General features: G+C 64.2%; 24 protein-coding genes. 11 read left to right on the forward strand and 13 right to left on the reverse strand.

Annotation, left to right across the window (positions count from 1 at the left end):
• Position 1 precedes the first annotated feature (1 nt).
• The 4 genes from C1A15_RS15485 to C1A15_RS15500 are packed head-to-tail and all read left to right on the forward strand — an operon-like array spanning position 2 to position 2,696.
• Positions 2-379: a GntR family transcriptional regulator gene (locus C1A15_RS15485; protein ID WP_101723401.1), complete on the forward strand. Its 378-nt coding sequence runs from the start codon at positions 2-4 to the stop codon at positions 377-379.
• Complete coding sequence (locus C1A15_RS15490; RefSeq protein ID WP_101723402.1) at positions 379-1,269, forward strand: ABC transporter ATP-binding protein; 891 nt, start codon at positions 379-381, stop codon at positions 1,267-1,269. The genes C1A15_RS15485 and C1A15_RS15490 overlap by 1 nt, the downstream gene beginning before the upstream one ends.
• The gene (locus C1A15_RS15495; RefSeq protein ID WP_101723403.1) at positions 1,266-1,964 is read left to right on the forward strand and encodes an ABC-2 transporter permease; all 699 of its coding nucleotides are present in this window, start codon (positions 1,266-1,268) and stop codon (positions 1,962-1,964) included. The genes C1A15_RS15490 and C1A15_RS15495 overlap by 4 nt, the downstream gene beginning before the upstream one ends.
• Positions 1,965-1,988: 24 nt before the next feature.
• A complete protein-coding gene (locus tag C1A15_RS15500; RefSeq protein WP_101723404.1) occupies positions 1,989-2,696 on the forward strand; it encodes an ABC-2 transporter permease in 708 nt (235 codons plus the stop codon).
• On the opposite strand, the gene C1A15_RS15505 is transcribed toward C1A15_RS15500, so the two are convergent.
• Positions 2,693-3,103 carry an RrF2 family transcriptional regulator gene (locus tag C1A15_RS15505; RefSeq protein WP_101723405.1) on the reverse strand — a complete coding sequence of 137 codons (411 nt, stop codon included), beginning with the start codon at positions 3,101-3,103 and terminating at the stop codon, positions 2,693-2,695. The two genes, C1A15_RS15500 and C1A15_RS15505, sit on opposite strands and share 4 nt — an antisense overlap.
• Positions 3,104-3,278: 175 nt before the next feature.
• Here C1A15_RS15505 and C1A15_RS15510 point away from each other — a divergent pair, with 175 nt between their 5' ends.
• The 3 genes from C1A15_RS15510 to C1A15_RS15520 all read left to right on the forward strand — a co-directional run bounded on the left by C1A15_RS15510 (position 3,279) and on the right by C1A15_RS15520 (position 6,511).
• Positions 3,279-4,031: a transglycosylase domain-containing protein gene (locus C1A15_RS15510; RefSeq protein ID WP_101723406.1), complete on the forward strand. Its 753-nt coding sequence runs from the start codon at positions 3,279-3,281 to the stop codon at positions 4,029-4,031.
• A gap of 108 nt (positions 4,032-4,139) precedes the next feature.
• Positions 4,140-4,946 carry a glycoside hydrolase family 25 protein gene (locus tag C1A15_RS15515; RefSeq protein ID WP_101723407.1) on the forward strand — a complete coding sequence of 269 codons (807 nt, stop codon included), beginning with the start codon at positions 4,140-4,142 and terminating at the stop codon, positions 4,944-4,946.
• Between the two features lie 254 nt (positions 4,947-5,200).
• On the forward strand, positions 5,201-6,511 hold the full coding sequence (locus C1A15_RS15520; RefSeq protein WP_101723408.1) for an MFS transporter: 1,311 nt from the start codon (positions 5,201-5,203) through the stop codon (positions 6,509-6,511).
• A 94-nt stretch (positions 6,512-6,605) separates the two neighbouring features.
• On the opposite strand, the gene C1A15_RS15525 is transcribed toward C1A15_RS15520, so the two are convergent.
• Both C1A15_RS15525 and uvrB read right to left on the reverse strand, forming a co-directional pair.
• The gene (locus C1A15_RS15525) at positions 6,606-7,373 is read right to left on the reverse strand and encodes a 12alpha-hydroxysteroid dehydrogenase (protein WP_101723409.1); all 768 of its coding nucleotides are present in this window, start codon (positions 7,371-7,373) and stop codon (positions 6,606-6,608) included.
• 197 nt (positions 7,374-7,570) lie between these two features.
• Positions 7,571-9,721 carry an excinuclease ABC subunit UvrB gene (gene uvrB, locus C1A15_RS15530; RefSeq protein ID WP_101723410.1) on the reverse strand — a complete coding sequence of 717 codons (2,151 nt, stop codon included), beginning with the start codon at positions 9,719-9,721 and terminating at the stop codon, positions 7,571-7,573.
• 795 nt (positions 9,722-10,516) lie between these two features.
• Here uvrB and C1A15_RS15535 point away from each other — a divergent pair.
• Entirely contained in the window at positions 10,517-11,590 is a 1,074-nt protein-coding gene (locus tag C1A15_RS15535; RefSeq protein ID WP_101723411.1) for a YeiH family protein, read from the forward strand.
• Positions 11,591-11,679: 89 nt separating this feature from the next.
• Here C1A15_RS15535 and coaE read toward each other — a convergent pair whose 3' ends face one another.
• Positions 11,680-12,279, reverse strand: coding sequence for a dephospho-CoA kinase (coaE, locus tag C1A15_RS15540; RefSeq protein WP_101723412.1), 600 nt, complete (start codon positions 12,277-12,279; stop codon positions 11,680-11,682).
• Positions 12,276-13,343: a tRNA 2-thiouridine(34) synthase MnmA gene (gene mnmA, locus C1A15_RS15545; RefSeq protein WP_245865052.1), complete on the reverse strand. Its 1,068-nt coding sequence runs from the start codon at positions 13,341-13,343 to the stop codon at positions 12,276-12,278. The genes coaE and mnmA overlap by 4 nt, the downstream gene beginning before the upstream one ends.
• A gap of 240 nt (positions 13,344-13,583) precedes the next feature.
• On the opposite strand from mnmA, the gene C1A15_RS15550 reads away from it, so the two are divergent.
• The gene (locus tag C1A15_RS15550) at positions 13,584-15,515 is read left to right on the forward strand and encodes an acyltransferase family protein (protein ID WP_101723414.1); all 1,932 of its coding nucleotides are present in this window, start codon (positions 13,584-13,586) and stop codon (positions 15,513-15,515) included.
• 95 nt (positions 15,516-15,610) lie between these two features.
• On the opposite strand, the gene rpsA is transcribed toward C1A15_RS15550, so the two are convergent.
• From rpsA to C1A15_RS15570, 4 genes are all read right to left on the reverse strand, one after another.
• On the reverse strand, positions 15,611-16,828 hold the full coding sequence (gene rpsA, locus C1A15_RS15555; RefSeq protein WP_101723415.1) for a 30S ribosomal protein S1: 1,218 nt from the start codon (positions 16,826-16,828) through the stop codon (positions 15,611-15,613).
• 479 nt (positions 16,829-17,307) lie between these two features.
• Positions 17,308-17,718: a Fur family transcriptional regulator gene (locus C1A15_RS15560; protein ID WP_101723821.1), complete on the reverse strand. Its 411-nt coding sequence runs from the start codon at positions 17,716-17,718 to the stop codon at positions 17,308-17,310.
• 185 nt (positions 17,719-17,903) lie between these two features.
• Entirely contained in the window at positions 17,904-18,242 is a 339-nt protein-coding gene (locus tag C1A15_RS15565; RefSeq protein ID WP_101723416.1) for a P-II family nitrogen regulator, read from the reverse strand.
• A gap of 13 nt (positions 18,243-18,255) precedes the next feature.
• The gene (locus tag C1A15_RS15570) at positions 18,256-19,536 is read right to left on the reverse strand and encodes an ammonium transporter (RefSeq protein WP_245865053.1); all 1,281 of its coding nucleotides are present in this window, start codon (positions 19,534-19,536) and stop codon (positions 18,256-18,258) included.
• Between the two features lie 181 nt (positions 19,537-19,717).
• Here C1A15_RS15570 and C1A15_RS15575 point away from each other — a divergent pair, with 181 nt between their 5' ends.
• Both C1A15_RS15575 and C1A15_RS15580 read left to right on the forward strand, forming a co-directional pair.
• Positions 19,718-20,233 carry a GNAT family N-acetyltransferase gene (locus tag C1A15_RS15575; RefSeq protein WP_101723823.1) on the forward strand — a complete coding sequence of 172 codons (516 nt, stop codon included), beginning with the start codon at positions 19,718-19,720 and terminating at the stop codon, positions 20,231-20,233.
• A gap of 198 nt (positions 20,234-20,431) precedes the next feature.
• Complete coding sequence (locus tag C1A15_RS15580; protein WP_101723417.1) at positions 20,432-20,605, forward strand: YegP family protein; 174 nt, start codon at positions 20,432-20,434, stop codon at positions 20,603-20,605.
• 43 nt (positions 20,606-20,648) lie between these two features.
• Here C1A15_RS15580 and C1A15_RS15585 read toward each other — a convergent pair whose 3' ends face one another.
• The 4 genes from C1A15_RS15585 to nusB all read right to left on the reverse strand — a co-directional run bounded on the left by C1A15_RS15585 (position 20,649) and on the right by nusB (position 24,636).
• Entirely contained in the window at positions 20,649-21,701 is a 1,053-nt protein-coding gene (locus C1A15_RS15585; protein ID WP_015761244.1) for an inorganic phosphate transporter, read from the reverse strand.
• A gap of 198 nt (positions 21,702-21,899) precedes the next feature.
• Positions 21,900-23,777, reverse strand: coding sequence for a 1-deoxy-D-xylulose-5-phosphate synthase (gene dxs / locus C1A15_RS15590; protein ID WP_101723418.1), 1,878 nt, complete (start codon positions 23,775-23,777; stop codon positions 21,900-21,902).
• Positions 23,778-23,795: 18 nt separating this feature from the next.
• Positions 23,796-24,056, reverse strand: a complete 261-nt coding sequence (locus C1A15_RS15595) for an exodeoxyribonuclease VII small subunit (RefSeq protein ID WP_101723419.1) — start codon at positions 24,054-24,056, stop codon at positions 23,796-23,798.
• Positions 24,046-24,636: a transcription antitermination factor NusB gene (gene nusB, locus C1A15_RS15600; protein WP_101723420.1), complete on the reverse strand. Its 591-nt coding sequence runs from the start codon at positions 24,634-24,636 to the stop codon at positions 24,046-24,048. The genes C1A15_RS15595 and nusB overlap by 11 nt, the downstream gene beginning before the upstream one ends.
• Positions 24,637-24,654: the final 18 nt, after the last annotated feature.

The following is a 24,654-nucleotide window of genomic DNA, read 5'->3' on the forward strand; positions in this document are numbered from 1 at the left end:
GTTGGACATCATCATCTCGAATGCGAGCGACAAGCCCATTTACGACCAGATCGTCTCGCAGATGAAGGCCCTCATCCTGACGGGTGAGCTGGACGAAGGGCAGCAACTGCCCTCCATCCGAGCGCTGGCCGGCGATTTGCGCATCAGCGTCATCACGACGAAGCGCGCCTACGCCGAGCTGGAAGCTCAGGGCTTCATCGAGACGGTGCCCGGCAAGGGCAGCTTCGTGGCCGGCGGCAACCTCGAGCTTCTGCGCGAGGAACGCCTCCGCCGCATCGAGGAGCTGCTCACGCAAGCCGTCGACGAAGCGCGCGGCGCGAACGTCGACGTCCACGACCTTCATACCATGCTCGACCTCATCGCAGAAAGTGACGACTGATGAACGATCTTCTTCGCATCCGCAGCTTGACGAAGCACTATGACGGCTTCGACCTGCAAAACGTCGACCTCACCGTGCCTGCCGGCAGCGTCGTCGGCTTCATAGGCTCGAACGGTGCCGGCAAGACGACCACCATCAAGGCCGTTCTCGGCCTCATCTACCCCGACGCCGGCTCCATTGAGCTGTTCGGCCAGAACGTCGGCGAGCACGCCAGCGGCAAGGCCGTCAAGGACGCCAAGCAGCGCACGGGCGTGGTGTTCGACACCTGCTCGTTCCCCGAGGAAATGACCGTCGCTTCGGTGGGCAAGCTCATGCAGTACAGCTACGACACGTGGAGCGCCGCCGACTTCGAGCAGCGCCTGGCCCAGTTCGAGCTGCCGAAGAGCAAGACGGTGCAGGACCTCTCCCGCGGCATGAGCATGAAGCTGTCGCTGGCCTGCGCCCTCGCGCACGACCCCGACCTGCTGATTCTCGACGAGGCGACCGCCGGGCTCGACCCGCTCGCCCGCGAGGAGGCGCTCGACATCCTGCGCGTCTACATGCGCGACGAGCGTCACGGCATCCTCATGTCCAGCCACATCACGAGCGACCTCGAGAAAATCGCCGACTACATCGTGTGCATCGACGCCGGACGCATCGTATTCGCCGTCGAGAAGGACGCGATCACCGACCTGGCGGGCATCGCGCATTGCCGCGCGGCCGACTACGAACGCATCGCCGAAAGCGGCTTCTTCGCGCCCGGCGAGCTGCGCAGCATGCGCCACCCCTACGGCATCGACGTGCTGGCGCCCGACCGTTTCGCGTTCGCCGAGAACTTCAAGAACATCGTCTTGGACAAGGCCGATATCGACACCTACATGGGTTTGATGCTGAAAGGAGAGGTCCGATGAAAGCCATGATCATGTCCGACCTCCTGATCGCCAAGAAATACCTGGTGCAGCAGCTGGGAATCGCCATCGTCGTGGGCATCTTCATCTGCATCATGATCGGCAACCTCTACATCGTCACCCCCGCGGTGGGCGTCATGATCCCCTTCTCGCTGATCATCATGATCCTCTCGCTGGACGAACGCGCCAACTGGCAGCAGTTCCGCCTCGCGCTGCCCATCTCGCGCGGCGACGTGATCAGGGGCCGCTACGTCAGCTTCCTGCTGCTCGCCCTGCTCGGCATCGCAGTGGGCCTGCTCACCGCGTTTCTGGTGATCGTCGCCGCGCAGCTCATGCCGAACGTGCCTCAGCTGGCCGACCTCATGGCGAACTTCTCCTGGCAAGCCTTGCTCATGGTGTCGGTGGCCGGCATCAGCATCATCCTCGTCATGCTGGCCATCGTCATGCCGCTGTTCTCGCGGTTCGGTATGACGAAAGCGGTGCGCTATCTGCCGCTGCTCATCATCTTCGGCGTATGGATCGCGTTCACGCTCCCGCAAAACGGCCCGCCGCCCGCGTTCGTGCTCGACGTGCTGAACTTGCTGGAGACCCCCGCCGGCACCGTGGCGGTCGCCGCCGGCATCCTCGCGATCGTCGCCGTCGCGTACGTGATCTCGGCCATCATATCCACGGGGCTGTACAAGAAGCGCGAGCTCTAGACGAACGGATAGGAGGGGCGCCCGATGAAGACCATGATGCTAGCCGATTTTCTCGTCTTGACGAAATCGCTGCCGAAGAACGTGGCCCTGTGGGCGCTCCTCTCGACAGGCGTCTGCCTGGTGGCCGGGAACGCGACCCCCATCATTCTCCTGACCGGCTTCCCCATGTCCCACATGGTGCTCATGCCCCTGCTGATGCGCGACCAGCGGCGCGAGTGGGTCGCGTTTCGCCAGGCGCTGCCGCTCTCGCGCGCCGACGTGGTGAGGGGACGCTACGCGAGCATCGCGATCGTCGTTGCCGGATGCGTGACTCTCGGCGTCGCGGCATACACGGCAGCATGCTTTCTGAACGCCGTCGTGCCAGGCCTTCCGCTCATGCGGCATTTCACGCAGGGGTTCGATGCGCCGGGGGCCGTATCCTTCGCTGCGGGAACGTTCGCGCTGACCATCGCCATGTTCAGCGCAGTGTTGCCCTTCATGTTCGCCAACAGCTACCGCAAGCTCGCCAGCTACATCCCCTTCGCGTTCATGCTCGCGCTCATGGGGTGGATCTACTTGTTCCGCAGCATCGACTTCGACGCGTTTCTGCCGATCGTCGGCCAGGTGGTCGCCGCCGCGCAGACCCTGGGCGGGTCGTTGATCGTCGCGGCATGCGTCACGGCGGCGACCCTTGCGCTGTACGCCGTCTCGGAACACGCTGCCCTGCGCGGGTACGCGTCGCGCGACCTCTAGCCCATCCGCACCAGGTCGGCCAGCGTCACGTTGTCCACGTAGTTCTCGATGGCCTGATCGAGGCCGCGCCAGAAGTTGACGGCCACGCATTCCTCGCGCCGGGGGCACGCCTCCGCGCCGTCTTCGAGACACGACACCGGAGCGCAGCTGCCCTCCGTGGCGCGCAGCACGTCGCCTGCGGTGATCTGGTCGGCCGGCCGCGCCAGCAGATAGCCGCCGCTCACGCCGCGCACGCTTTTGAGCACGCCCGCCTTCACCAGCGCGCCGCCCAGCTGCTCGAGGTACTTGACGGACAGGTCTTCGCGCTCGGCCGCTTGGCGCATGGTGACCAACGCGCCGGCTTCCCCCTGCCGCGCGATGTCGATCATGAGCCGCAAAGCGTAACGTCCCCTTGTCGAAATCATCATGGTCGCCGCCCCGTCCTTTCGTCGTTCATGCCGCTTTCGCAAGTATAGCCCATCATTTGCCTGATGGATCGCGCCTTTCTTGCAGGAATGTAAGGATGGGGCAAGTGGTCGGTAAGACAGCGTTAAGGACGGCTTGGTATAACGTATACAGACCCTCGAAGCGAAAGGCGGAACCATGAAAGGAACGGCGCATCGGACATCGTCGGCGCATCCCGTCGTCGCGCTCCTCGGACGCATCGCCCTCGTGGCGCTCATCCTCGTCGTGCTCGTGGAGGTGTACTTCCTCGCACGCGGGTTCAACCTGTACCGCGAAGCGCTCGAGGGAACCGGCCTCGACGAGATGGCCGCCGCCATCCAGAGCAGCGAGACGTACACCCCCGCAAGCGAGCTGCCCGATCTATACCTGCAGGCCGTCGTCGCCGTTGAAGACCATCGCTTCTACGCGCACCCGGGCTTCGACGTCATCGCCACGGGGCGCGCCCTCGTGAACGACCTCAAGGCGGGCGCCATCGTCGAAGGAGGCAGCACCATCACCCAGCAACTGGCGAAAAACCAGTACTTCACCCAGGAGCAGACCATCGAGCGCAAGATCGCCGAGGTGTTCATGGCGTTCACCATGGAACAGCACTTCTCGAAGCGGGAAATCCTCGAGCTGTACGTGAACTCCATCTACTTCGGCGACGGCTACGAGGGCATCGGCAGCGCAAGCAGGGGCTACTTCGGCAAGGCTCCCAGCGCCCTCGATGCCGACGAGTGCACGCTCTTGGCCGGCATCCCGAACGCGCCGAGCGTGTACGCCCTGTCCCAGAACCCCGACCTTGCGCGCGAGCGCCAGCAGGAGGTGCTGCGCAAGCTCGTGTCTTACGACTACCTTGATCAGGGCGCAGCGCAACACATCCTGGGCAACCTGCGCGCGCTGGCAGCATGATGCGCCGCGGGCGATCGTTGGAGCACGGCAGGGCGCTGGTTCTGTAGTCGTCGTAGCGTCGGACGGTTCGCAAGCGAGAGCGCTGGGAGCTTTGGTAGGATAGGCCGCATGAAACGACTCAAAACCACCGTGGCCGCCGCGCTGGCCGCCGTCGCCTTGCTGGGATCGCTCGGCCTCATGACGGCGTGCAGCGGCGGCGATGCAACCGAACCCGCCGCGCAAGCCTACGTGAGCCCTTACGATTGGAGCGCCCTCGAGCGCTCCGGCGCGCAGGGCGATCGCCTCGCCTACCGCGTGGACGGCGAAGTGCGCTCCCAGCTGGGCGTGGACGTGTCCGACCACCAGGGTGCCATCGATTGGAACGTCGTGGCGGGCGACGGCGTCGACTTCGCCTTCGTACGCGTGGGCAACCGCGGCTACACCGAGGGCGCGCTGTACGCCGACGCCCGCTACGCCGAGAACATCGACAACGCGACGAACGCCGGCCTCGATGTGGGCGCGTACTTCTTCTCGCAGGCCACAAGCGTCGAAGAGGCGCGCGAGGAGGCCGACTTCGTGTTGCAGCTGCTGGCCGGCCGCTATCTGGCGATGCCCGTGGCGTACGACCACGAGCCCGTCGCGGACGCGGCGGGACGCGCGAACTACGTGGACCGCGAGACGCTCACCGCCTGCGCCCGCGCGTTCTGCGAACGCCTCGAGCAGGGCGGCTACGACACGATGATCTACGGCAACAGCGGCGACATGGCGCGCTACGATCGTGCCGAGCTGGGCGGGCGCCCCCTATGGTTCGCCGAATACGACAGCGCCGAGCCCCACGCGCAGTTCGACTTCGCCATCTGGCAGTACACTAACGGCGGTTCCGTGGCCGGCATCGACACCGCCGTCGACCTCAACCTGCTCCTGCCGCCCGCATAGCGTTTGCCGCTGCCGTCCGTACGTGCTACACTAACGCTCACTTTTCGCTCGATTCATGAGGAGCCTGACCGATGGCTGGACAACTCTATCTCTAAATCGCCTAGGCGATTTCGCACGTTCACCCCGCACGGCACCGCCCGTGCAACGCATAGTTGCCCTTCAAACGGCATCTTCCATCCAGAATAGGTAGCGCAACCGCGTTCGCTACCGCACACTGATGCTCAGTTGATCATCTCGTTCTCAAGGAGTATTCCATGACTGCATCGACCGCGCCCCTGAGCGCAGCCGGTCGCGAGCTGCCGAAGCGCTGGCTCGCCATCATCGCAACCATCTGGGGCGGCCAAGCCGCATCCATGATCACCAGCTACGCCGCGGGGTACGCCGTGGTGTGGTACATCACCGAGACCACGGGCAGCGCCCTCATGCTGGCCGCTGCCGCCATCTGCGCCTATTTGCCGCAAGGGCTCCTCTCGCCCTTCGGCGGGGTCATCGCCGACAAGTACAACCGCAAAACCGTCATGATCGTGGCCGATCTCTCGGTTGGCATCGTGTCGCTGGGCCTGGGCATCGTCATCCTGTTCGGTCAGGTGTCGTTCCCGCTGCTCATGATCCTCGTCATCGTGCGCAGCATCGGGCAGGCGTTTCACGGCCCCGCCATGATGGCCGCCATGCCGCTGCTCGTACCCGAGAAGCACCTGCTGCGCATCAACACGCTCGACCAGCTGCTCATGTCCGTGGCATCCATCGGCGCGCCGGCGTTCGGCATCTTCCTGTACACCACCATCGGGTTCCACTCCGTGATGTTCCTCGACTTCGCCGGCGCGCTCGTGGCCGTGGCGGGCCTCGCCCTGGCGAAGATACCCACCGTCACCGACGAGACAACCGAGAACCAGCACGTGCTGGCGAACCTTCGCGATGGATGGAAGGCGCTGTCGGCGAACCGCGGCCTCGTCATCCTCATCGTGGGCATCACCGTCGGCATGATGGCGTTCGCCCCGCTGGGCGCCATCTTCCCGCTCATGACGTACGACCACTTCGGCGGCGACGGCTACATGGCGTCCATCGTAGAGGCCGCGTTCGGCGTCGGAATGATCGCGGGCTCGATCGTGCTCATGGCCTGGGGCGGCGGCAAGCGCCTGGCAGGGCTCATCGCGGTGGCGTCCCTCATCGTGGGCGTCACCACCACGGCGTGCGGATTCCTCACGCCCACTATGTTCTGGGCTTTCGTGGTGCTGTGCGCCATCATGGCGCTGGCCTGCGCCTGGTTCAACGGGCCGCTCATCACGCTCATCCAGCGCAACGTGCCCGAAGAGAAGACGGGCCGCGCGCTGGGATTGGCCATGGCGGCGATGGGGCTCGCCTCGCCCATCGGCATCGCCATCGGCGGCGTGGCGGCCGAAGCCATGGGCGTGGCCGCGTTCTTCGTGGTGGACGGCCTCGTGTGCATCGTGCTGGGGCTGACGGTGTACTTGTTCAAAAGCGTGCGGGCCCTCGACCACGGCGAGCCGCACATCGTTCGCGACAGCGCATTGGAAAACGGCGGAGTGGACGGATCCCAGCTGTAGCGGACAGGAACGCCTCCCCAGCATCGAAGCGGGGCTGCTCTCAATCGAGCAGCCCCGCTATCGCCGAGTTAGGGCGGAGTATTCGCAGCGGATCCTACGGCTTCATGCCCGACCCGCCCTGCACCATGATGGTGTCGCCCGTCACGAACGAAGCGTCGGGGCTGGCCAAGAACACGCACACGCGTCCCACGTCTTTCTCCGCGTCGCCGAAGCGTCCGAGCGGGATGGCCTTCATGTTCTTCTCGTACATCTCGGGTTCGCGCTCACGCCACTCTTCGAGCGCTTTCGTCATGACGATGGGGCACACGATGTTCACGTTGATGTTGTCGGGGCCCCATTCCGAGGCTGCCACGCGGCTCATGCCGCGAATGCCCTCTTTCGCCGCCGCGTAGGAGCTTTGCCCCGGGTTTCCACCGATGCCCGCGCCCGACGCGAAGTTGATGACGGAACCTGCCGACTCCTTGAGGTAGGGGTAGGCATGCTTCATGTAGAAGAACGTCGCGTACAGACCCGATTGCACGGCCAGATCGAAGTCCTCTTTAGAATGCTGCACGAGCGTCAAACCCGAGGCCGACGCCTGCGCGTTGTTGATCAGCACGTCGATGCGTCCTCCGAAATGCGCGGCACCCGCCTCGACGGCAGCCTGCACCTCGTCCTCGACCGCGCCGTTGGCAAGGTACGTGAACACCTCGGAGCCGAAGTCGCGCTCAAGCTCCTCCTTCGCCGCTTCCATGCCGCCAGGGAACAGATCGGTGAGGATGAACTTCGCGCCCTCGGTCGCGAACGCTCGCTCGATACCGCGCGCGATGCCGCCACCGCCGCCGGTGATCAGCACCACCTTGTCCTTCAAACCCATGTCCATGCTCGACTCCTTCGATTCGACTGCATCGTCTGGGACGTATGGTATCGCGGGCCGACGCGCGCACGAGTTCATGCTCCGAGAGCTCAAAGACGTGTTCGGCCAGCGGCCTCGCACCTCGAAACGTCCACATCCAGCGGCGCGGTTCGCACGACGAACGGCCAGACGCCGCTCGCAGGCGTCGTGCCAGGAAGCAGCCGCTACGACCTTCGGGCGCTGCCGTACGCGGCGTTCTTGCGGTTGCCGTAGGCGCTGCCCTTGCGCGCGCTCTTCTTGAGGTCCTTCAACACGTCGTCCTCGCTGCCGCCCTCCACCTGCACGCGCAGCTTGACCACCTGGTCGCGCAGGCGCGCGGCCTCCTCGAAGTCCATGTTCTTGGACGCAGAGGCCATGTCGTCTTCCATGGATTGGATGATGCGCAGCACTTCCTCGCGCGAGAGCTCGGCCAGCTCCTTGTTCACCTGCTCGGCCGTAGTGGAGCCCATCTCGTCGGTGACGTAGCTCATGATGTCGTTGATGGCCTTGCGGATGGTCTGCGGCTCGATGCCGTGCTCCTCGTTGTACTGCATCTGGATGGCGCGGCGACGCTTCGTCTCGTCGATGGCCAGCGCCATGGAGTCCGTCATCTTGTCGGCATACATGATCACCTGGCCCGACACGTTGCGGGCCGCACGGCCGATCGTCTGGATAAGCGAGCGGTGGTTGCGCAGGAAGCCCTCCTTGTCGGCGTCGAGGATGGCAACGAGGGACACCTCCGGCAGGTCCAAGCCCTCGCGCAGCAGGTTGATGCCCACGAGCACGTCGAACTCGCCGCGGCGCAGGTCGCGCAAGATCTCCACGCGCTCGAGCGTGGCGATGTCGGAGTGCATGTAGCGTGCTTTCACGCCCTGATCCAGCAGGTGGTCGGTGAGGTCTTCCGCCATCTTCTTCGTGAGCGTGGTGATGAGCACGCGCTCGTTGCGCGCAGCGCGCTCCTTCGACTCGTCGATGATGTCGTCGATCTGCGATGCCGAGCCGCGCACGATGATCTCGGGGTCCAGCAGGCCGGTCGGTCGGATGATCTGCTCCACCTGCTGCTGCGACACCTTCTGCTCGTAGTCGCCCGGCGTGGCCGACACGTACACGAACTGAGGGATGCGGTCCTCGAACTCGTCGAAGCGCAGCGGGCGGTTGTCCAGGCAGCTGGGCAGACGGAACCCGTGCTCCGCCAGCGTGATCTTGCGCGAGCGGTCGCCTTCGTGCATGCCGCGGATCTGCGGAACCGTCACGTGGCTCTCGTCGATGATGCAGAAGAAATCCTTCGGGAAGTAGTCGATCAGCGTGTAGGGCGGCTCGCCCGGCTCGCGGCCGTCCATATGGCGCGAGTAGTTCTCGATGCCGGAGCAGAAGTTCATCGTCTCCAGCATTTCGAGGTCGTAGTTCACGCGCATCTCGAGGCGCTGCGCTTCCAGCAGCTTGCCTTCCTCCTTGAACTGCTGCAAGCGCTCGCGCAGCTCGTCGCGAATGGTACCGAGCGCGCGGTCCATCTTGGGGCGCGCGGTCACGTAGTGCGAGGCGGGCCAGATGGGCAGCGCCTCGAACTCGTTGAGCACTTCGCCCGTCACGTTGTCGATCTCGGTGATGGACTCGATCTCGTCGCCCCAGAACTCGATGCGGATGGGATGGTCGGCATACGGCGGGAACACGTCGAGCGCATCGCCGCGCACGCGGAACGTGCCGCGCTTCTGCTCGTAGTCGTTGCGATCGTATTGGATGTCGATGAGCTCGTGGATGACCTGGTCGCGATCCATGTCCTTCTGCTTGTCCACGAACACGGCCATGCCGGCGTAGTCCATCGGCGAGCCGATGCCGTAGATGCACGACACCGATGCCACTACGATGCAGTCGCGTCGCGACAACAGGGCCGAGGTGGCCGCATGGCGAAGCTTCTCCACCTCTTCGTTGATGGACGCGTCCTTCTCGATGAACGTGTCGGACGAGGGCACGTACGCCTCGGGCTGGTAGTAGTCGTAGTACGAAACGAAGTACACCACGGCGTTGTCGGGGAAGAACTCCTTGAGCTCGCTTGCCAGCTGCGCCGCGAGCGTCTTGTTCGGCGCCATGACGAGCGTGGGCTTCTGTACGGCCTCGATGGTCTTCGCCATGGTGAACGTCTTGCCGGAGCCGGTCACGCCAAGCAATGTCTGGTAGCGCAGGCCGTCCTTGATGCCCTGTGCCAGCTTCTCGATGGCCTGCGGCTGATCGCCCGCCGGCTCGTACGGCGAGATCGCCTTGAACGGCGTTGCGGCGAGGCGAACTTCGGGCAGCTTGCCCTCCATCTCGATGCCTTCGATATTGGAAAGATGAGCCATGCTGCTCCTTCCGAACAAACAGCGTAGCGCCGACACGTCGGGCTGCGCAACGAAAAATCTCATAAGAGAACCAGTGTAGCACAGCACCTTTGATATGAACATATGTTCGTTAGTAAATGGTTACGGAGCAGGGGGCAATCCGCATCGGAAACCCTCCTCCCCGCCTCCCCGCCCCGGCCGCGACACCATGCCGACGGCGCCGGTTCGTTCGATCCACTGGCTTGGAGAAAGAACGAACGCGTTTCTTCCCGCTTCTCTCTTAAAGGCATCGAATTCGATGCCTTTGAATCGCGGGTTGTGAAGGCTTTCCCGCAAACCTAGGAATTCGACTACATCACGGTTTCGCAACCAGTTCTGTATCGTGGTTTTCGGCGCCGACGATCGGTAGCGAGCGATATCGGTAAGCGACACGTAGTCTTCATATTCTGCGTGCGTTATGAGAGAAATCGCCAGTCCTCGCGCTTGTATCGTCTCATGACCGGACATAACAGCATGCACCCCTCTGAGGCGTTCCGAAATCTGAGAGGGTCCTGCGGATCCTGCAAGCATGATGCGGGCGGCGCGGAACATCCGTCGCCTCGATGGGCATCCGACCGAGCGACGCGATCGGCAAGCGCTTGCACTGGCTCTTTTTGCTTTCTGATAGTATATCACACCGTAGCAAACATTTGTTCGTAAATATTGGAAAACAATGCGGATTTGCAGCACGCAGCGACACTGAAGCAGTGATATACTCTGTCGCCGTTGACGAGGGAATGCGAGGCGAGGGCCCCGCTTGCGACAGAAGGGCCGATCGTGACCAACGTGCTGAAGAATCTTCCCGGGCTTGCGGTGTGCGCGGCCATCGCCGTGCCGTGCTGGTTCATCGGGCAGCTGTTCCCCATCATCGGCGGGCCCGTATTCGCCATCCTGGCGGGCATGGCCATCGCCGTGTTCTGGAAACAGCCCACGCGCGGCCCCGTGCAGACGGGCATCGCCTTCACCGGCAAGAAGGTGCTGCAGGCCGCCGTCGTGCTGCTGGGTTTCGGGCTGAACCTCGCGCAGATCGCGCAGGTGGGCATGATGTCGCTGCCCATCATCGGCTCCACCATCGCAACCGCGCTCATCACGGCGTTCGTGCTGCACAAGGTGCTGCACATGCCCTCCGAGATCTCAACGCTCATCGGCGTCGGATCGTCCATCTGCGGGGGCTCGGCCATCGCGGCCACCGCCCCCGTCATCAAGGCGCACGACCGCGACGTGGCCCAGGCCATCTCGGTCATCTTCCTGTTCAACGTGCTGGCCGCCCTCATCTTCCCGTCGCTCGGAGTGGCGCTGGGCATGTCCAACGAGGGCTTCGGCCTGTTCGCCGGCACCGCCGTGAACGATACGTCCTCGGTGACGGCCGCCGCCGCGGCATGGGACGGCATGCATCCGGGATCCAATGCGCTCGACCAGGCCACTATCGTGAAGCTCACCCGTACGCTGGCCATCATCCCCATCACGCTCGTGCTGGGCATCTGGGTGGCGCGCCGCGAAAGCCATGATCCCGCCGCGCTGGAGGCGCAGGAGCACAGCGTGGTCAAGCCCGCCGGCAAGCTCGGCGGCTTCAGCCTGCGTCGTGCGCTGCCCGTGTTCATCGTGCTGTTTTTGGCTGCATCCGTCATCACCACCGTCGCCGTTGCGGCGGGCGTCGATGTCGCGCTGTTCGAGCCGCTCAAGACGCTGTCGAAGTTCTTCATCGTAATGGCCATGGCCGCTATCGGCCTGAACACCGACATCGTGCATCTCGTGAAGTCGGGCGGCAAGCCCATCCTCATGGGCCTCTGCTGCTGGATCGCCATTGCCGCCGTCAGCCTCGGCATGCAGCACGTCCTCGGCCTCTGGTAAGCCGCCGACGAGCACAGTCAAGCGTCGGCAAGGAAAAGGGCCCCAGTTCTGAACCGAACCGGGGCCCTTCGTGTGCGGCGCGACGACCCTTACAGGTCCTTCGAATACTCGCCCCACCAGGCGAGCACCTTGTTGCGCATCTCATCGGGAGTGCCGTCGTTGTTGAACACCACGTCGGACGCCTCGATGCGGTCGGCGTCGGTGATCTGCTGGGCGATGCGGCGACGCACGTCGGTCTCATCCCAACCGCTCTTCACGGCGCGCTCGATGCGCAGGTCGATGGGCGCCAATACGGCGATCACCACGTCGGCATCGTAGGCGAGCGACGTCTGGCGGTTCTTGAACACCGAGTGCTCCACCACGACGGCCTTGTGGCCCTCGGCCTCCAACTCGGCCACGCGGTCGGTGAACGCCTCTTCGATGCGCGGCAGCGTGATGCGGTTGAGCTTGCGCGTTTCCGCAGGGCTCACGAACGCCTTGGCGGCCAGGGCGCGGCGGTCGATCTCCCCGTCGGCTCCCAGAATGTCCTCGCCGAACGTCTCGACGAGCTCGGTTTTCACCGTGTCCCACATGAGGACGTCGTGGCCCACCTGGTCGAGATCGATATTCGGCAAGCCCTGCTCGACGAGCACCTTGCGGGCCGTGGACTTGCCGGCTCCCATGCCGCCGATGATGAACAGCTTCTTCATGCGTGCACTACCTCCTCAATCATGCCGCCTCCCAATACGGTGTCGCCGTCGTAGAGGACGGCGTATTGGCCCGGCGCCGTGGTTGGCTGCGGACTCCGCAGCGCGAGCGATACGCGCTGGTTGTCTTCCGGCTCTATGATACACGCACAGGGACGGCTCCGGTAGCGAAGTTTCACCATCGCGTCGTACGGATCGCCGAGCGTTGGATACGCCTGCCAGTTCATGGCGCCCACCACCACCCGGTCGATGAGCGTGTCGTCGGCGAATCCCACCACGAGCTCGCCGGTCGAAGGACGCTTCTCCACCACGTAGTACGGCTCGGGCCCGGCTACGCCGATGCCCTTGCGCTGCCCCACCGTGTAGTTCGACAGCCCCTCGTGACGGCCGAGCACCTCACCCGCACGGTCCACGATGTTCCCGGGCGCGTCCTCAACCCCCCTCGCGCGCAGAAACGGCCGGTAGTCGCCCTCGATGAAGCAGTTGTCTTGGCTTTCCGCCTTCTCGGCCACCGCAAGGCCCAAATCGGCCGCGATCACGCGCACCTCCGCCTTCGTCATGGCGCCGAGCGGCAGCACGAGGCGCGCCAGCTGCTCCTGGCTCAGCAGCGACAGCATGTAGCTTTGGTCCTTGCGGGCGTCGAGCGCCGTTTTCACCACGAACCTGCCCGAATCGGCCAAGCGGGCGATGCGCGCGTAATGGCCGGTGGCGACGCGCTCGCATCCGCATTCGTCGGCGACGCGCAGCAGCGCGGGCATTTTGCAGCGCGCGTTGCAGCCCACGCAGGGACTCGGCGTGAGCCCTGCGGCGTACGAGGAGACGAAGGGCCCCACCACGCAGCGCTCGAAATCGTCGACGCACGTCGGCACCGCATGGGGAATGCCCAGCTGGGAGCATACGGTCGCCGCATCGGCCACCGCGCGCTCGGTGGCGGCGTTGTCGCGGAACCGGCAGGTGACGCCCACCACCTCGTACCCGGCGCGCATGAGCAGCGCCGCCGACACCGCGCTGTCCACCCCGCCGCTCATCCCGAGCGCGATGCGCCCGTTTCCTCGATCGCTCGACACGAAGCACGTCCTTTCTCGTTACGGAGCCTCCAGTATAGAGGATGCGACGGCCCCGGGAAGGCACGGCTCGCGGCGCGGAACCAGACTCATACGAAGATCTGATTTTCAATATTTCGTGGAAACACCCTTCTTCACGGTACGTTGCCGCTGCGGAGCCATCTTGTTGTGCAAACATTGCTATACTGAAAAACTTGCGCGTCATGCGCTTATATAGGTTACGCAGGAGGGTCACGGAAGCATATGTCGGGGACGAAATCACGCTACATTCCCGCGCTCGATGGTTTGCGCGCATTCGCCGTTCTCGCCGTCATCGCCTACCATCTGGGCATGCAATGGGCTCCGGGCGGGCTCTTGGGCGTCACGGTGTTCTTCGTGCTTTCAGGCTACCTGATCACCAGTTTGCTGCTCATCGAATGGGACAACACCGACACCATCAACCTGCCGCAATTCTGGCTGCGCCGCGTGCGCCGGCTCATGCCCGCCATCGTGCTGGTCATCGTATGCACGGCCGCACTGTGCACCCTGCTCGACCACAGCCTGCTCACAAAGCTGCGCGAAGACATGTGGGCCGCGCTGCTGTGGGTGACGAACTGGTGGTACATCTTCCAAGACGTATCGTACTTCGACGCGCTGGGCGCCCCATCGCCGCTCACCCACTTCTGGTCGCTCGCCATCGAGGAGCAGTTCTACCTCGTCTGGCCCGTCGTGCTGCTCGTCGCCCATAAGATGGGCGCGAAGCGCACCACCATGCGCAACGCAACCCTCGCGGTGGCTCTGCTGTCCGCGCTCGAGATGGCGTTGTTGTACAACCCGCTCGACGATCCGAGCCGCGTGTACTACGGCACCGACACCCGCGCCTTCTCGCTGCTCATCGGCGCGTGGCTCGCGTTCGTATGGCCGTCGCACCTGTTGGGCGCGCAGAAGAGCGTGCACCTCACGAAGCAGGTGCGCACCATTCTCGACGGCGTCGGGATCGTCGCGCTCGTCGCGCTGCTGGGCCTCATCGTGTTCGTGGACGGCTTCTCGCCGTTCCTCTACCGCGGCGGCATCCTGCTGGCCTCCATCCTCACCGCCATCGTCATCGCGGTGATGGTGCATCCTGCCAGTCTCCTCGGGCGCATCGCCGGGGCGAAGCCGCTCGTATGGATCGGCCTGCGTTCGTACGGCATCTATCTGTGGCACTTCCCGTTGTTCCTGCTCATGAACCCGCGCAATTTCACAGGCGAGACGCCGTGGTGGATGTACCTCGTGCAGGTGGCCGTCGTGTTCGCCTGCGCCGCGTTTTCGTACCGCTTCGTCGAGAACCCGCTGCGCAAGGGAGCCATCGGCACGTTCGTGAAGGGAGTGCGCGAGCACACCATCGACCTGCGGGACTGGATGACGCGCCATGCGTTGCTGTACGGCGCGGGCGCGCTCGTCACGGCGGTGGCCGTCGTAGGCCTCATCGTCGTGCCTCCCACCTCGGCCATCGGCGCTGCCGACTTGCTGAAGGACGAGCAGGCCCATACCTCGCAGATGCCGGAGCTGCCCGTCGACGACACGGCGGCCGAGCAGCCCAAGCTCGACGTGCTCATGATCGGCGACTCGGTCTCGGTTCGCGCCATCCCGCAGTTCGAAGAAGCGTTCCCCTACGGCGCCCTCGACGCCGCCGTGAACCGCCAGCTCTATGCAGGCCGGGAGACGTTCGACTTCTACGACGACCAGAACATCGTAGGCGGCGTGGTGGTGTTCGCGCTCGGCACGAACGGCGCGGCGAGCGACGAGCAGCTCGACGAGCTCATCGCAGCGGCCGGCCCCGACCGCCAAGTGTTCTTCGTGAACACGCGCAGCCCTCAGTCGTGGGTCGGGCAGACCAACGGAGCCATGTTCGACGCAGCGGATCGCTACGAAAACGTGCACGTGATCGACTGGTACACGGCCAGCGCCGACCACGACGAGTACTTCGATGGCGACGGCACGCACCTCACCGAAGAGGGCGCGCAGGCCTACATCGGGCTCATCCACGATGCCGTGGAGCCGCTGCTGCCCGAACATGCCGAGAACGACGAGACCGCCGTGGTGAAGTCGCCGCTCGAGCTGGCCGCCGACGGCGCGCAGAAAGCCGCGTCCGATGCCGTGCACGCCCTCGCTGCGCGCGCGGCAAGCGGCCTGGCCCCCCAGCCGCAGCAGTAGCGCACCCGCAAAGCTAGCGCATCGAATCCCTGAACGCAAAGAGGGCCGGTCTTGCGACCGGCCCTCCTATTCATGCATGGTATTGAAGCTGGACGTTACTCCGCAGCCTCGGGAGCGGCAGCTTCCTCGGCGGGGGCGTCGGCCTTCTCGACCTTCTTCTTGGCCGGCTTCTCCTCAACCTGGATGGACTCGTCCACTTCGATCTCGAAGCCCAGGTCGGCCGCGGCGGCCTTCATGGACAGGGAGATGCGGCGACGCTCGGGGTTGATCTCCATGACCTTCACCTTCACCTCGTCGCCGGCCTTCACGACCTGAGCCGGGGTGTCGATGTGGCGCATGGCCATCTCGGAAATGTGCACGAGGCCCTCGATGGACTGGCCGAGCTCGATGAACGCGCCGAACGGCACGATCTTCGTCACCTTGCCGTCGACGATGGTGCCCACCGGGTAGCTCTCGACGAGCTTGACCCACGGATCCTCCGTCGTCTGCTTGAGGCCGAGCGAGATGCGCTCACGCTGCAGATCGACGTCCAGAACCTCGACCTCGACCTCGTCGCCCACCTTGACGACCTCGGACGGATGGTTGACGTGGTTCCAAGACAGCTCGGAGATGTGCACCAGGCCGTCGATGCCGCCGAGGTCGACGAACGCGCCGAAGTCGACGATCGAGGAGACGGTGCCCTTGAGGCGCATGCCCTTCGAGAGCTTCGCGAGGATCTCGGCACGCTCGTTCTTGCGGCCTTCCTCGAGCAGCACGCGGCGAGACAGCACGACGTTGTTGCGGTTGCGGTCCATCTCGATGACGCGGGCTTCGATCTCGGTGCCCAGGTACATGTCGAGGTCCTTGACGCGACGGAGGTCGACCAGCGACGCCGGCAGGAAGCCGCGCAGGCCGATGTCGAGGATGAGGCCGCCCTTGACGACTTCGATAACCTCGCCCGTGACCACTTCGCCGGCCTTGAACTTCTCTTCGACGCGAATCCAAGCACGCTCGTACTCGGCACGCTTCTTGGAGAGGATCAGGCGACCGTCCTTGTCCTCCTTCTGGAGCACGAGGGCTTCGATCTTCTCGCCCAGCTCGACGATGTCGGACGGATCGGCATCCTTGCGGATGGACAGCTCGCGCGACGGGATGACGCCCTCGCTCTTGAAGCCGATGTCGACGAGCACCTCGTCGTGCTCGATCTTGACGACCGTGCCGTCGACCAGATCGCCCTCGTCGAACTCGGTCAGCGTGCCGTCGATCATCGCGTTCATCTGCTCATCGGAGATGTCTTCGAAGTCGATGACGGACGTGTTTTTGATGTCGGTCAAAACGGACCCCTTTCAATTCCTACCAATCGGGGACCCTTCGTCATGATTACTTGCTACTTCACCATGTTCGCTTGTGCAAGAAACTTGCCCGTGCAGCGGTGTAACAAACATGTCTCGGGGGCCTACATTACAATGCGCTTACAGCTTGTGCGTTATAAGCCATAGTAGTATAGCACAGAGGCCCCGGAGGTCCGCGCTCTTTTTAACGAACCCTCACGATAATTCCGATCTCCGCTGAGCTGCGAGAGCGCGCGGTCAATATACGCACATGCACGCTTTTGACAACTAAAACGACCCTATTTGCTTGCGAACGATTGACAAAAGCGTGCATGTGCGAAGAAGCTCCGTCGGGAAATCCCCGAGCCTCCCCCTCTGCCGGGTCAGCATGCAGAACCGGCCTGTCGACCGGGGTCCAGCAGCCCAGAAAAAAGCGCGCCGAAGATGGCGCGCTTGGCATTGCGGGCGAACAGGCTGACGGACTACCCCTTCGCCTGGCACTCCGCGCATACGCCGTCGAAGATGATCTCGTGGTGCTCGATGGTGAAGCCGTGGGCGTCGGACACGTACGACGCGATGTCGTGCTGGTAGGGCATATCGATGTCGAACACGCCGCCGCACACGCGGCACTTCGCATGGTAATGCGGCTTGTTGAGGAAATCGTAGCGGTCGGCGCCGTTGGGAACCTCCACGCGCAGCACCTCGCCGCGGTTCGCCAGCACCCCGAGGTTGCGGTACACCGTGGCGCGCGAGATGTTGGGATGACGCTCGCGCACCACCTCGTACACGTCGGCCGAGGTCGGATGGTTATGCAGCGACTGCACCGCCTCCAAGACGAGCGCTCGCTGAATGGTGTTGCGCGTCGTCGCGCGCTCTGCAGTTTCCGTAGCCATGAGCATCCTGTCGTTCGCATATCTAACCATACTGTTGATTAATTAGGATTATATATCATTAGCATGAAATGGCAAGGTACCGCGTCGAACGGCACCTTGCCTCCCGCGAACGTCCACATCCCCCGCCCTGCCCGCGTCCAAACGCACGACACGCGGGAGAAGGAGGCCTCAGGCCAGCCCCCCCCTTACAGCGCTTCCGAACCGCGCTCGCCGGTACGTATGCGGACGACGTCCTCCACCGGGAAGATGAAGATCTTGCCGTCTCCCACCTCGCCGGTGCGCGCCGTGGCGCGGATGAGGTCGACGAGCGGGCCCGCCTCCGCGTCGTCCACTACGAGCTCGAACTTCACCTTGGGAATCATGTTCAGCATGATCTCGGTGCCGCGGTAGTGCTCCTTCCACCCATGCTGCTTGCCGCAGCCTTGCACCTGCGAGATGGTCATGCCCGACACCTGCGCGGCGAACAGCGCTTCTTTGAGCGGCTCGAGCTTCTCGGGTCGCACGATAGCCGTGATCTTCTTCATGCTCGCTCCTTTCCTAGTCGAGGCCCACGTAGGCCGGGTACGCGCTCTCGCCGTGAGCCGCCACGTCGAGGCCCTGCGCTTCCTCGGCCTCGCTCACGCGCAGGCTGCCCTTGAAGCATGCCTTCACGACGAAGCCCAGCACCACGTCGAGCACGCCCACGAACACGACCGTCACGAGGATGCCGAGCACCTGAGCGCCCAGCAACGCGGGATCACCCGTGTAGAAAAGGCCGCCGCGATCGGTCCACGAAAGCTCGGGCACGCAGAACAGTCCGGTGAGAACGCCGCCCGCGATGCCGCCGATCGCATGGATGCCGAAGGCGTCGAGCGCGTCGTCGTAGCCGAGCTTCCGCTTGAGGAGCGACACGGCGAAGTAGCACACGGGCGACACGACGAGGCCCATGACCACCGCAGCCCACGGCTCCACGAAGCCCGCCGCCGGCGTGATGACCACGAGGCCGGCCACCAGCCCCGTCGCCGCGCCCACGAGCGTGGGCTTGCCCGCGCGCGCACGCTCGGTGAGCATCCACGACACGAGCCCTGCGCCCGACGCCACCACGGTGTTCACCAGCGCGAGCGCCGCCACGCCGTCGGGGGCGAACTCGGAGCCCGCATTGAAGCCGAACCAGCCGAACCACAAAAGCGTGGCGCCCAACGCGACGAACGGCACGTTGTGGGGACGGTAACTCACCAGGCCGAACCCGCGCCGCTTGCCTGCGATCAGGCAAAGGATGAGGCCCGTGAGGCCGGACGAGATGTGCACCACGTCGCCGCCCGCGAAATCGAGCGCTCCGATGGTGTCGCCCACGAGGCTGCCCTCGCCGCCCCATACCATGTGCGCGAGCGGCGGGTACACCACCACGGTCCACACGGCCACGAACGCGCACACCGCGCCGAACTTCACGCGACCGGCCACCGCACCCGTGATGATGGCCGTGGTGATCATGCAGAACGCCAGCTGAAACACCACGTCGGCCATCGCGGGATACGCGCCGTGACTCAGCGCTTCGGGCGCCTCGCTCGTGATGTCGATCACGAGCCCTTGCAGGCCTATCTGATCGAAGCCCCCGAAGAACGGAATCGAGCCGTCGCCACCGTACGCGAACGACCAGCCGCACACCGTCCACGTGATGCCGACGATGCCGAGCACCGCAAACGACATGATCATCGTGCTCACGACGTTCTTACGGCGGCTCAAGCCCCCGTAGAAGAACGCCAGACCCGGCGTCATCAGCAGGACGAGCATCGCGCAAACGATCATGAAGCCCGTCGACCCTGTGTCAAACATATGCATCTACCTCCTTGAAAATCGCACGTCCCATCGGTTACGCTTCGATGATCCCATGCTTTGACCTGGTGTTGAGTCACATCTGCCACTGTTAACACGCCGGGAAACGTCTTGTAACAAACACGAAGCGGCCGCGTTACAATAAGGAAACACGCACGACCGCCCCACCCGCGAAAGGTTGCCTTCCATGAGCATCGCATTCGACGCCGTTCGAACCGCCGACGATCGACAGCGCCTCGCCGCGCTGGCCGACGAGATCTGGCACGAGTACTGGCCCGCCCTCATCGGCGACGCGCAAACCGACTACATGGTGGAGAACTTTCAAAGCCTCGGCGCCATCGAGCGCGACCTGCGCGAGCACGCCTACGAGTACTGGTTCCTGCGCGCCGAGGACGACGGGCGCATCGTGGGGTACACGGGGGGCCGCGCGGAGCCCGAGACGAACCGCTACTTCATCTCGAAGGTGTACCTGCGGGCCGAGGAACGCGGCAAGGGCTTCGCCTCGCAGGCCATCGCCTTCTACGAGCGGCTGTGCCACGAGCGCGGCCTCGAAGCGATGTACCTCACGGTGAACAAGCACAACGACCTCGGCATCCGCGCCTACCTCGGCAAGGGATTCGAAACCATCGACGCTGTGGAAACCGACATCGGCAACGGCTTCGTCATGGACGACTTCATCATGGAGAAACGGCTCGCGCGCTAGCGCATGCTTGCCAGTCCCTTGCGCCGACGATACCTTCACGCAGAGACTCCCGCGGCGAAGAGACGTAGCACCGTGCAAGCCCCGGATGAGGACGGGCTTCTTCAACCCTTGGTTTAACCGCCTGATCAGGTCGAACCGCACTCGCCAAGCGGTGTATGATCGACGAACCCGCTCAATATTCGTGAAAGGTGCAGTCGTATGGGAAAGTTCGTGATCAGGACCACCGACGCAGGATGCCACTTCGTGCTGAAGGCCGACAACGGCGAGGTCATCGCCACATCGCAGGTGTACACGACGAAGGAATCTTGCAAGAAAGGCATCGAGAGCGTCAAGAAGAACGCCCCTGAAGCAACCGTGGTGGAAGAGGACTAAAAGACAGAATGTCCCAAATGGGGACTGTCCCCATTTGGGACCTTTAGAACAGCATCAGGAACAGGTGCGTGAAGGCGAAGGCCAGGAGGCCGCAACCGGGGAACGTGAGTATCCAGGTGAGCACCATCCTGCCGGCCAGACCCCACTTCACCGTGCGGATGCTCTTCTCGGCACCCACTCCCATGATGGCGGTGGTCTTCGTGTGGGTGGTGGATACGGGCATGCCGGTGAACGTGGCCAGGCCGATGCAGAAGCAGGCCGACAGGCACGCGGCGAAGCCCTGGTACTGCTCCATCTTCACCATGTTCATGCCCACGGACTTGATGATCTTCTTGCCGCCCACGGCCGTGCCCAGCGCCATCGTGGCCGACACGAGGATGATCAGCCAGAACGGGAACTCCACGTTCGAGTCCACCGCGCCGCTCATGCCGATCATGATGCCCAGCATACACAGCGACAAAAACTTCTGGCCGTCCTGTGCGCCGTGGAGCACGGCCACGCCCGCGCCCGAGATGATCTGCGCCCACTTGAAGAACGAGTTCGCCTTCGCGCGGCTGAGATGCCAGCACAGCTTCTTGATGAGCCGGGTGAACAGCCATCCGGTGCCGAATCCCAAAAACGTGGAGATGACCAGGCCGTAAATGACCTTCATCCACTCGTCGCCGTTCACGCCCGCCAGGCCGCCCTGCAGGGCGATGGCAGCTCCGGTGATGCCGGCGATGAGCGAATGGCTCTGCGACGTGGGGATGCCGAAGTACCATGCCGCCACGCCCCACACGATGATGGCTACCATGGCGGCGGCCAGCGCGATGAGCGCCGCGTGGTTATCGCCGCCGAAATCGACCATCTTGAAGATGGTCAGCGCCACGGCCGACGACACAGCGGTGATGGCAGCGAGACCCACGAAGTTGCAGACCGCCGCCATCGCGATGGCAGGACCCGGCCTCATGGCCTTCGTCCCCACCACGGTGGCGATCGCGTTAGGAGCGTCGGTCGCGCCGTTCACCACGGTCGCGCCGAGCGTCAGAACAACGATGAGGGCGAGTACCGGATCGCCCATGAGCGCCCCGACGAACGCCCCTAAATCATAGCTCATGCCGGTTTCCTCCACACCCGATCGCTCAAGACAAAGCACTCGGAGAAATGATAGTGATGAAATGTCAGGATTGGGCAACGAAAAGATCAAGTTTAGGTAAAATCGCTCGTCGCACGCCCGAAAGCATCCGGCTGAATGTAAAGAAAAGCGCCGCCCGCGCGGTGCGGGCGGCGCTGGAAGGTCGAGCAGAATGCAGCCTCAGCGAGCGAGACGCTGCTCTACGGCATCGGCAATGCCTTCCGCATCAAGGCCGAGGTCGTGCAGCAGCTGGTTCGAGGAGCCTTGGGGCACGAACGTATCGGGAATGCCCAGCGTCAGCGCCGAGACGGCGGCTCCTTGACGAGCCAGCTCGTTCAGCACGCCTTCGCCCACGCCGCCGGAAATGATGCCGCCCTCCACCGTCACGACGAGCTTCGTCTGCGCCGCGCGGGCGATCTCGTCCTCGTCGAGCGGCTTGACCCAGCGCATGTCCACCACGCGCGCGTCGATGCCGCGCACGGCGAGCAGCGCCGCCGCTTCCTTGGCGCGCGACACCATGCGTCCGAACGCGAGGATGGCCACGTCGTCGCCTTCGCGGATCACGCGCGCCCTCCCCTCTTCCAGCACGTGCGGCTCGTCAGGCAGCGCGACGCCTTCGGCCGCCCCGCGCGGATAGCGGATGGCGAAGGGGCCGCCCAGCTCGAGCGCCGTATGCAACGCATGTACGAGCTCGGCTTCGTCAGAGGGGGCAAGCACCCGCATATGCGGGATCATGCGCATGTAGGCGAGATCGAACATGCCGTGGTGCGTGGGGCCGTCCTCGCCCACGATGCCGGCACGGTCGATGGCGAACACCACGTCGAGATTCGGCAGAGCGTTGTTGATGATCACCTGGTCGATGGCGCGCTGGAGGAACGTGGAGTACAGGGCCACGACCGGCTTCATGCCGCCCGTCGCCAAACCGCTGGCCAGGCCCACCGCATGTTCCTCGGCGATGCCGGCGTCCACGAAACGCTCGGGGAACTCCTCGGCGAACGCGTCGAGACCCGTGCCGCCCTTCATGGCTGCCGTAATGGCCACGATGCGATCATCGCGACGAGCCTCGGCGGCCAACGCCTTGCCGAACACGCTCGTGTACGAAGGCACGGCGGACGGCTTCTTTTTCACATCCCCCGTGGCGATTTCGAACGGCGCGATGCCATGGAACTTCTCAGGGTTCTGCACCGCGGGCGCGTAGCCCGCGCCCTTGCGCGTGACCACGTGCATGAGCACGGGCACGTCGGTGTGCAGCACGGTTGCCAACGTCTCCTTGAGCAGACCGATATCGTGACCGTCGATGGGCGCCGTGCAGATGATGCCGAGCTGCTCGAAGATCATCGTGCGCGGGATGACGAACTGCTTCATCGACTCTTTCATGTTGCGCCCGAAGTTCGCCAACGCGTTGCCGAATGCGCCGCTGCTTTCGAGCGCCTCCTGCACGGAGTCGCGGGTCTGGCGGTACTGCGGGGTGGCGCGCATGTAGCCGAGATGCTTCATGAGCGCGCCCACGTTGCGCGAGATGGACATCTCGTTGTCGTTGAGGATGATCACCATGGGCGTCTGAGCTTGGCCGATGTGATTGAGCGCCTCGAACGCCATGCCGCCCGACAGGGCCGCATCGCCGATGACGGCCACGATCTTCTCGTCGCTGCCGCGCAGCTCGCGCGCCTCGGCCAAGCCGAGCGCCACCGACAGGGAGTCGGAGGCATGGCCGGACGGGTGCACGTCGTAAGGGCTCTCGTCGGGCTTCGGGAAGCCGGACAGACCGCCGTACGTGCGCAATGTGCGAAACTCGTCGAGGCGCCCGGTGATCAGCTTGTGCGCGTAGGCCTGGTGGCCCACGTCGAACACGATCTTGTCGTGCGGGCAGTCCATCATGCTGTGCACGGCCAGGATGATCTCCACCGCGCCGAGCGACGAAGCCACATGCCCGCCCGTTTCGGACGCTGTCGTGATGATCTCCTCGCGCACTTCCTGCGCGAGGATGGACAGCTCCTCGTTCGTAAGCAGCTTCAGGTCGGCAGGGGACGACACCATATCGAGAATACGCTTATCCATATGCATCCTTACCAGGGGCTACGCCGAAACCGGCGCACCCGTCTCCTGTGCGGGCGCATCGTCGGACGGCTCGTCCGACACCTCGTCCGCTCCCTCGACGCTCTGTTGCGTTTCGATATTCTCCTCGAGCAGGTCGCTGGCGCGCAGCCCGAGCCCTACCGCCTCTTCGTACAGGGCGAGCGCATCGTCGAGCGCCAACTCGTCGTCGCTCACCGCGTCGACGATCTCGTCGAGGCGGGTTTTCACCGCCTCGAAGCTATCATACGACTCAAGCGCCATGGGAGAGCTCTCCTTCCGGCGACTTGTCGTCCTGGGCCGCAAAGGGCTCAACCTGGTCGCATGCGGTATCCGCAGCGTCAGGGGAGAGGCCGTCGGAAGCAGCGTCGCCATCGGCGGGCGCCTCAGAGGCGTCGCTCGGGGCGTCGGCCTCCTCGCCTTCCTCCCCTTCCAGCATCTTTGCGATACGGCCGAGGATGCCGTTGACGAAGCGGTGCGACTCGTCCTCGCCGCCGAAATCCTTCGCCAGCTCCACCGCCTCGTTGATGGTGACCGAGGTGGGCACGTCGTCGACGTACATCATCTCGAACGTGGCCAACCGCAGGATGGAGCGGTCGACGATAGGCATGCGGGCCAGCGACCAGTTCTCGGACGTGGCCGCAAGGTGGTTGTCGATGGCGCAGCGATGGGATTCCACGCCCAGCACGAGCTTGAGCGCGTACTCGGGCAGCGGACCGTCCTCTTCGAGGCGAAGGTCGCCCTCGGCGATTGCCGCGGGCGACTCGTCGGTTATCTCGCTCGTATAGAGCACTTGGAGCGCGGCACGTCGCGCGCTGGTTCGTTCATGTCGTTTGGCAGCCATATAGATACTTAAAGCCTC

The sequence above is a fragment of the Eggerthella timonensis genome, assembly GCF_900184265.1.
Classification (GTDB): domain Bacteria; phylum Actinomycetota; class Coriobacteriia; order Coriobacteriales; family Eggerthellaceae; genus Eggerthella; species Eggerthella timonensis.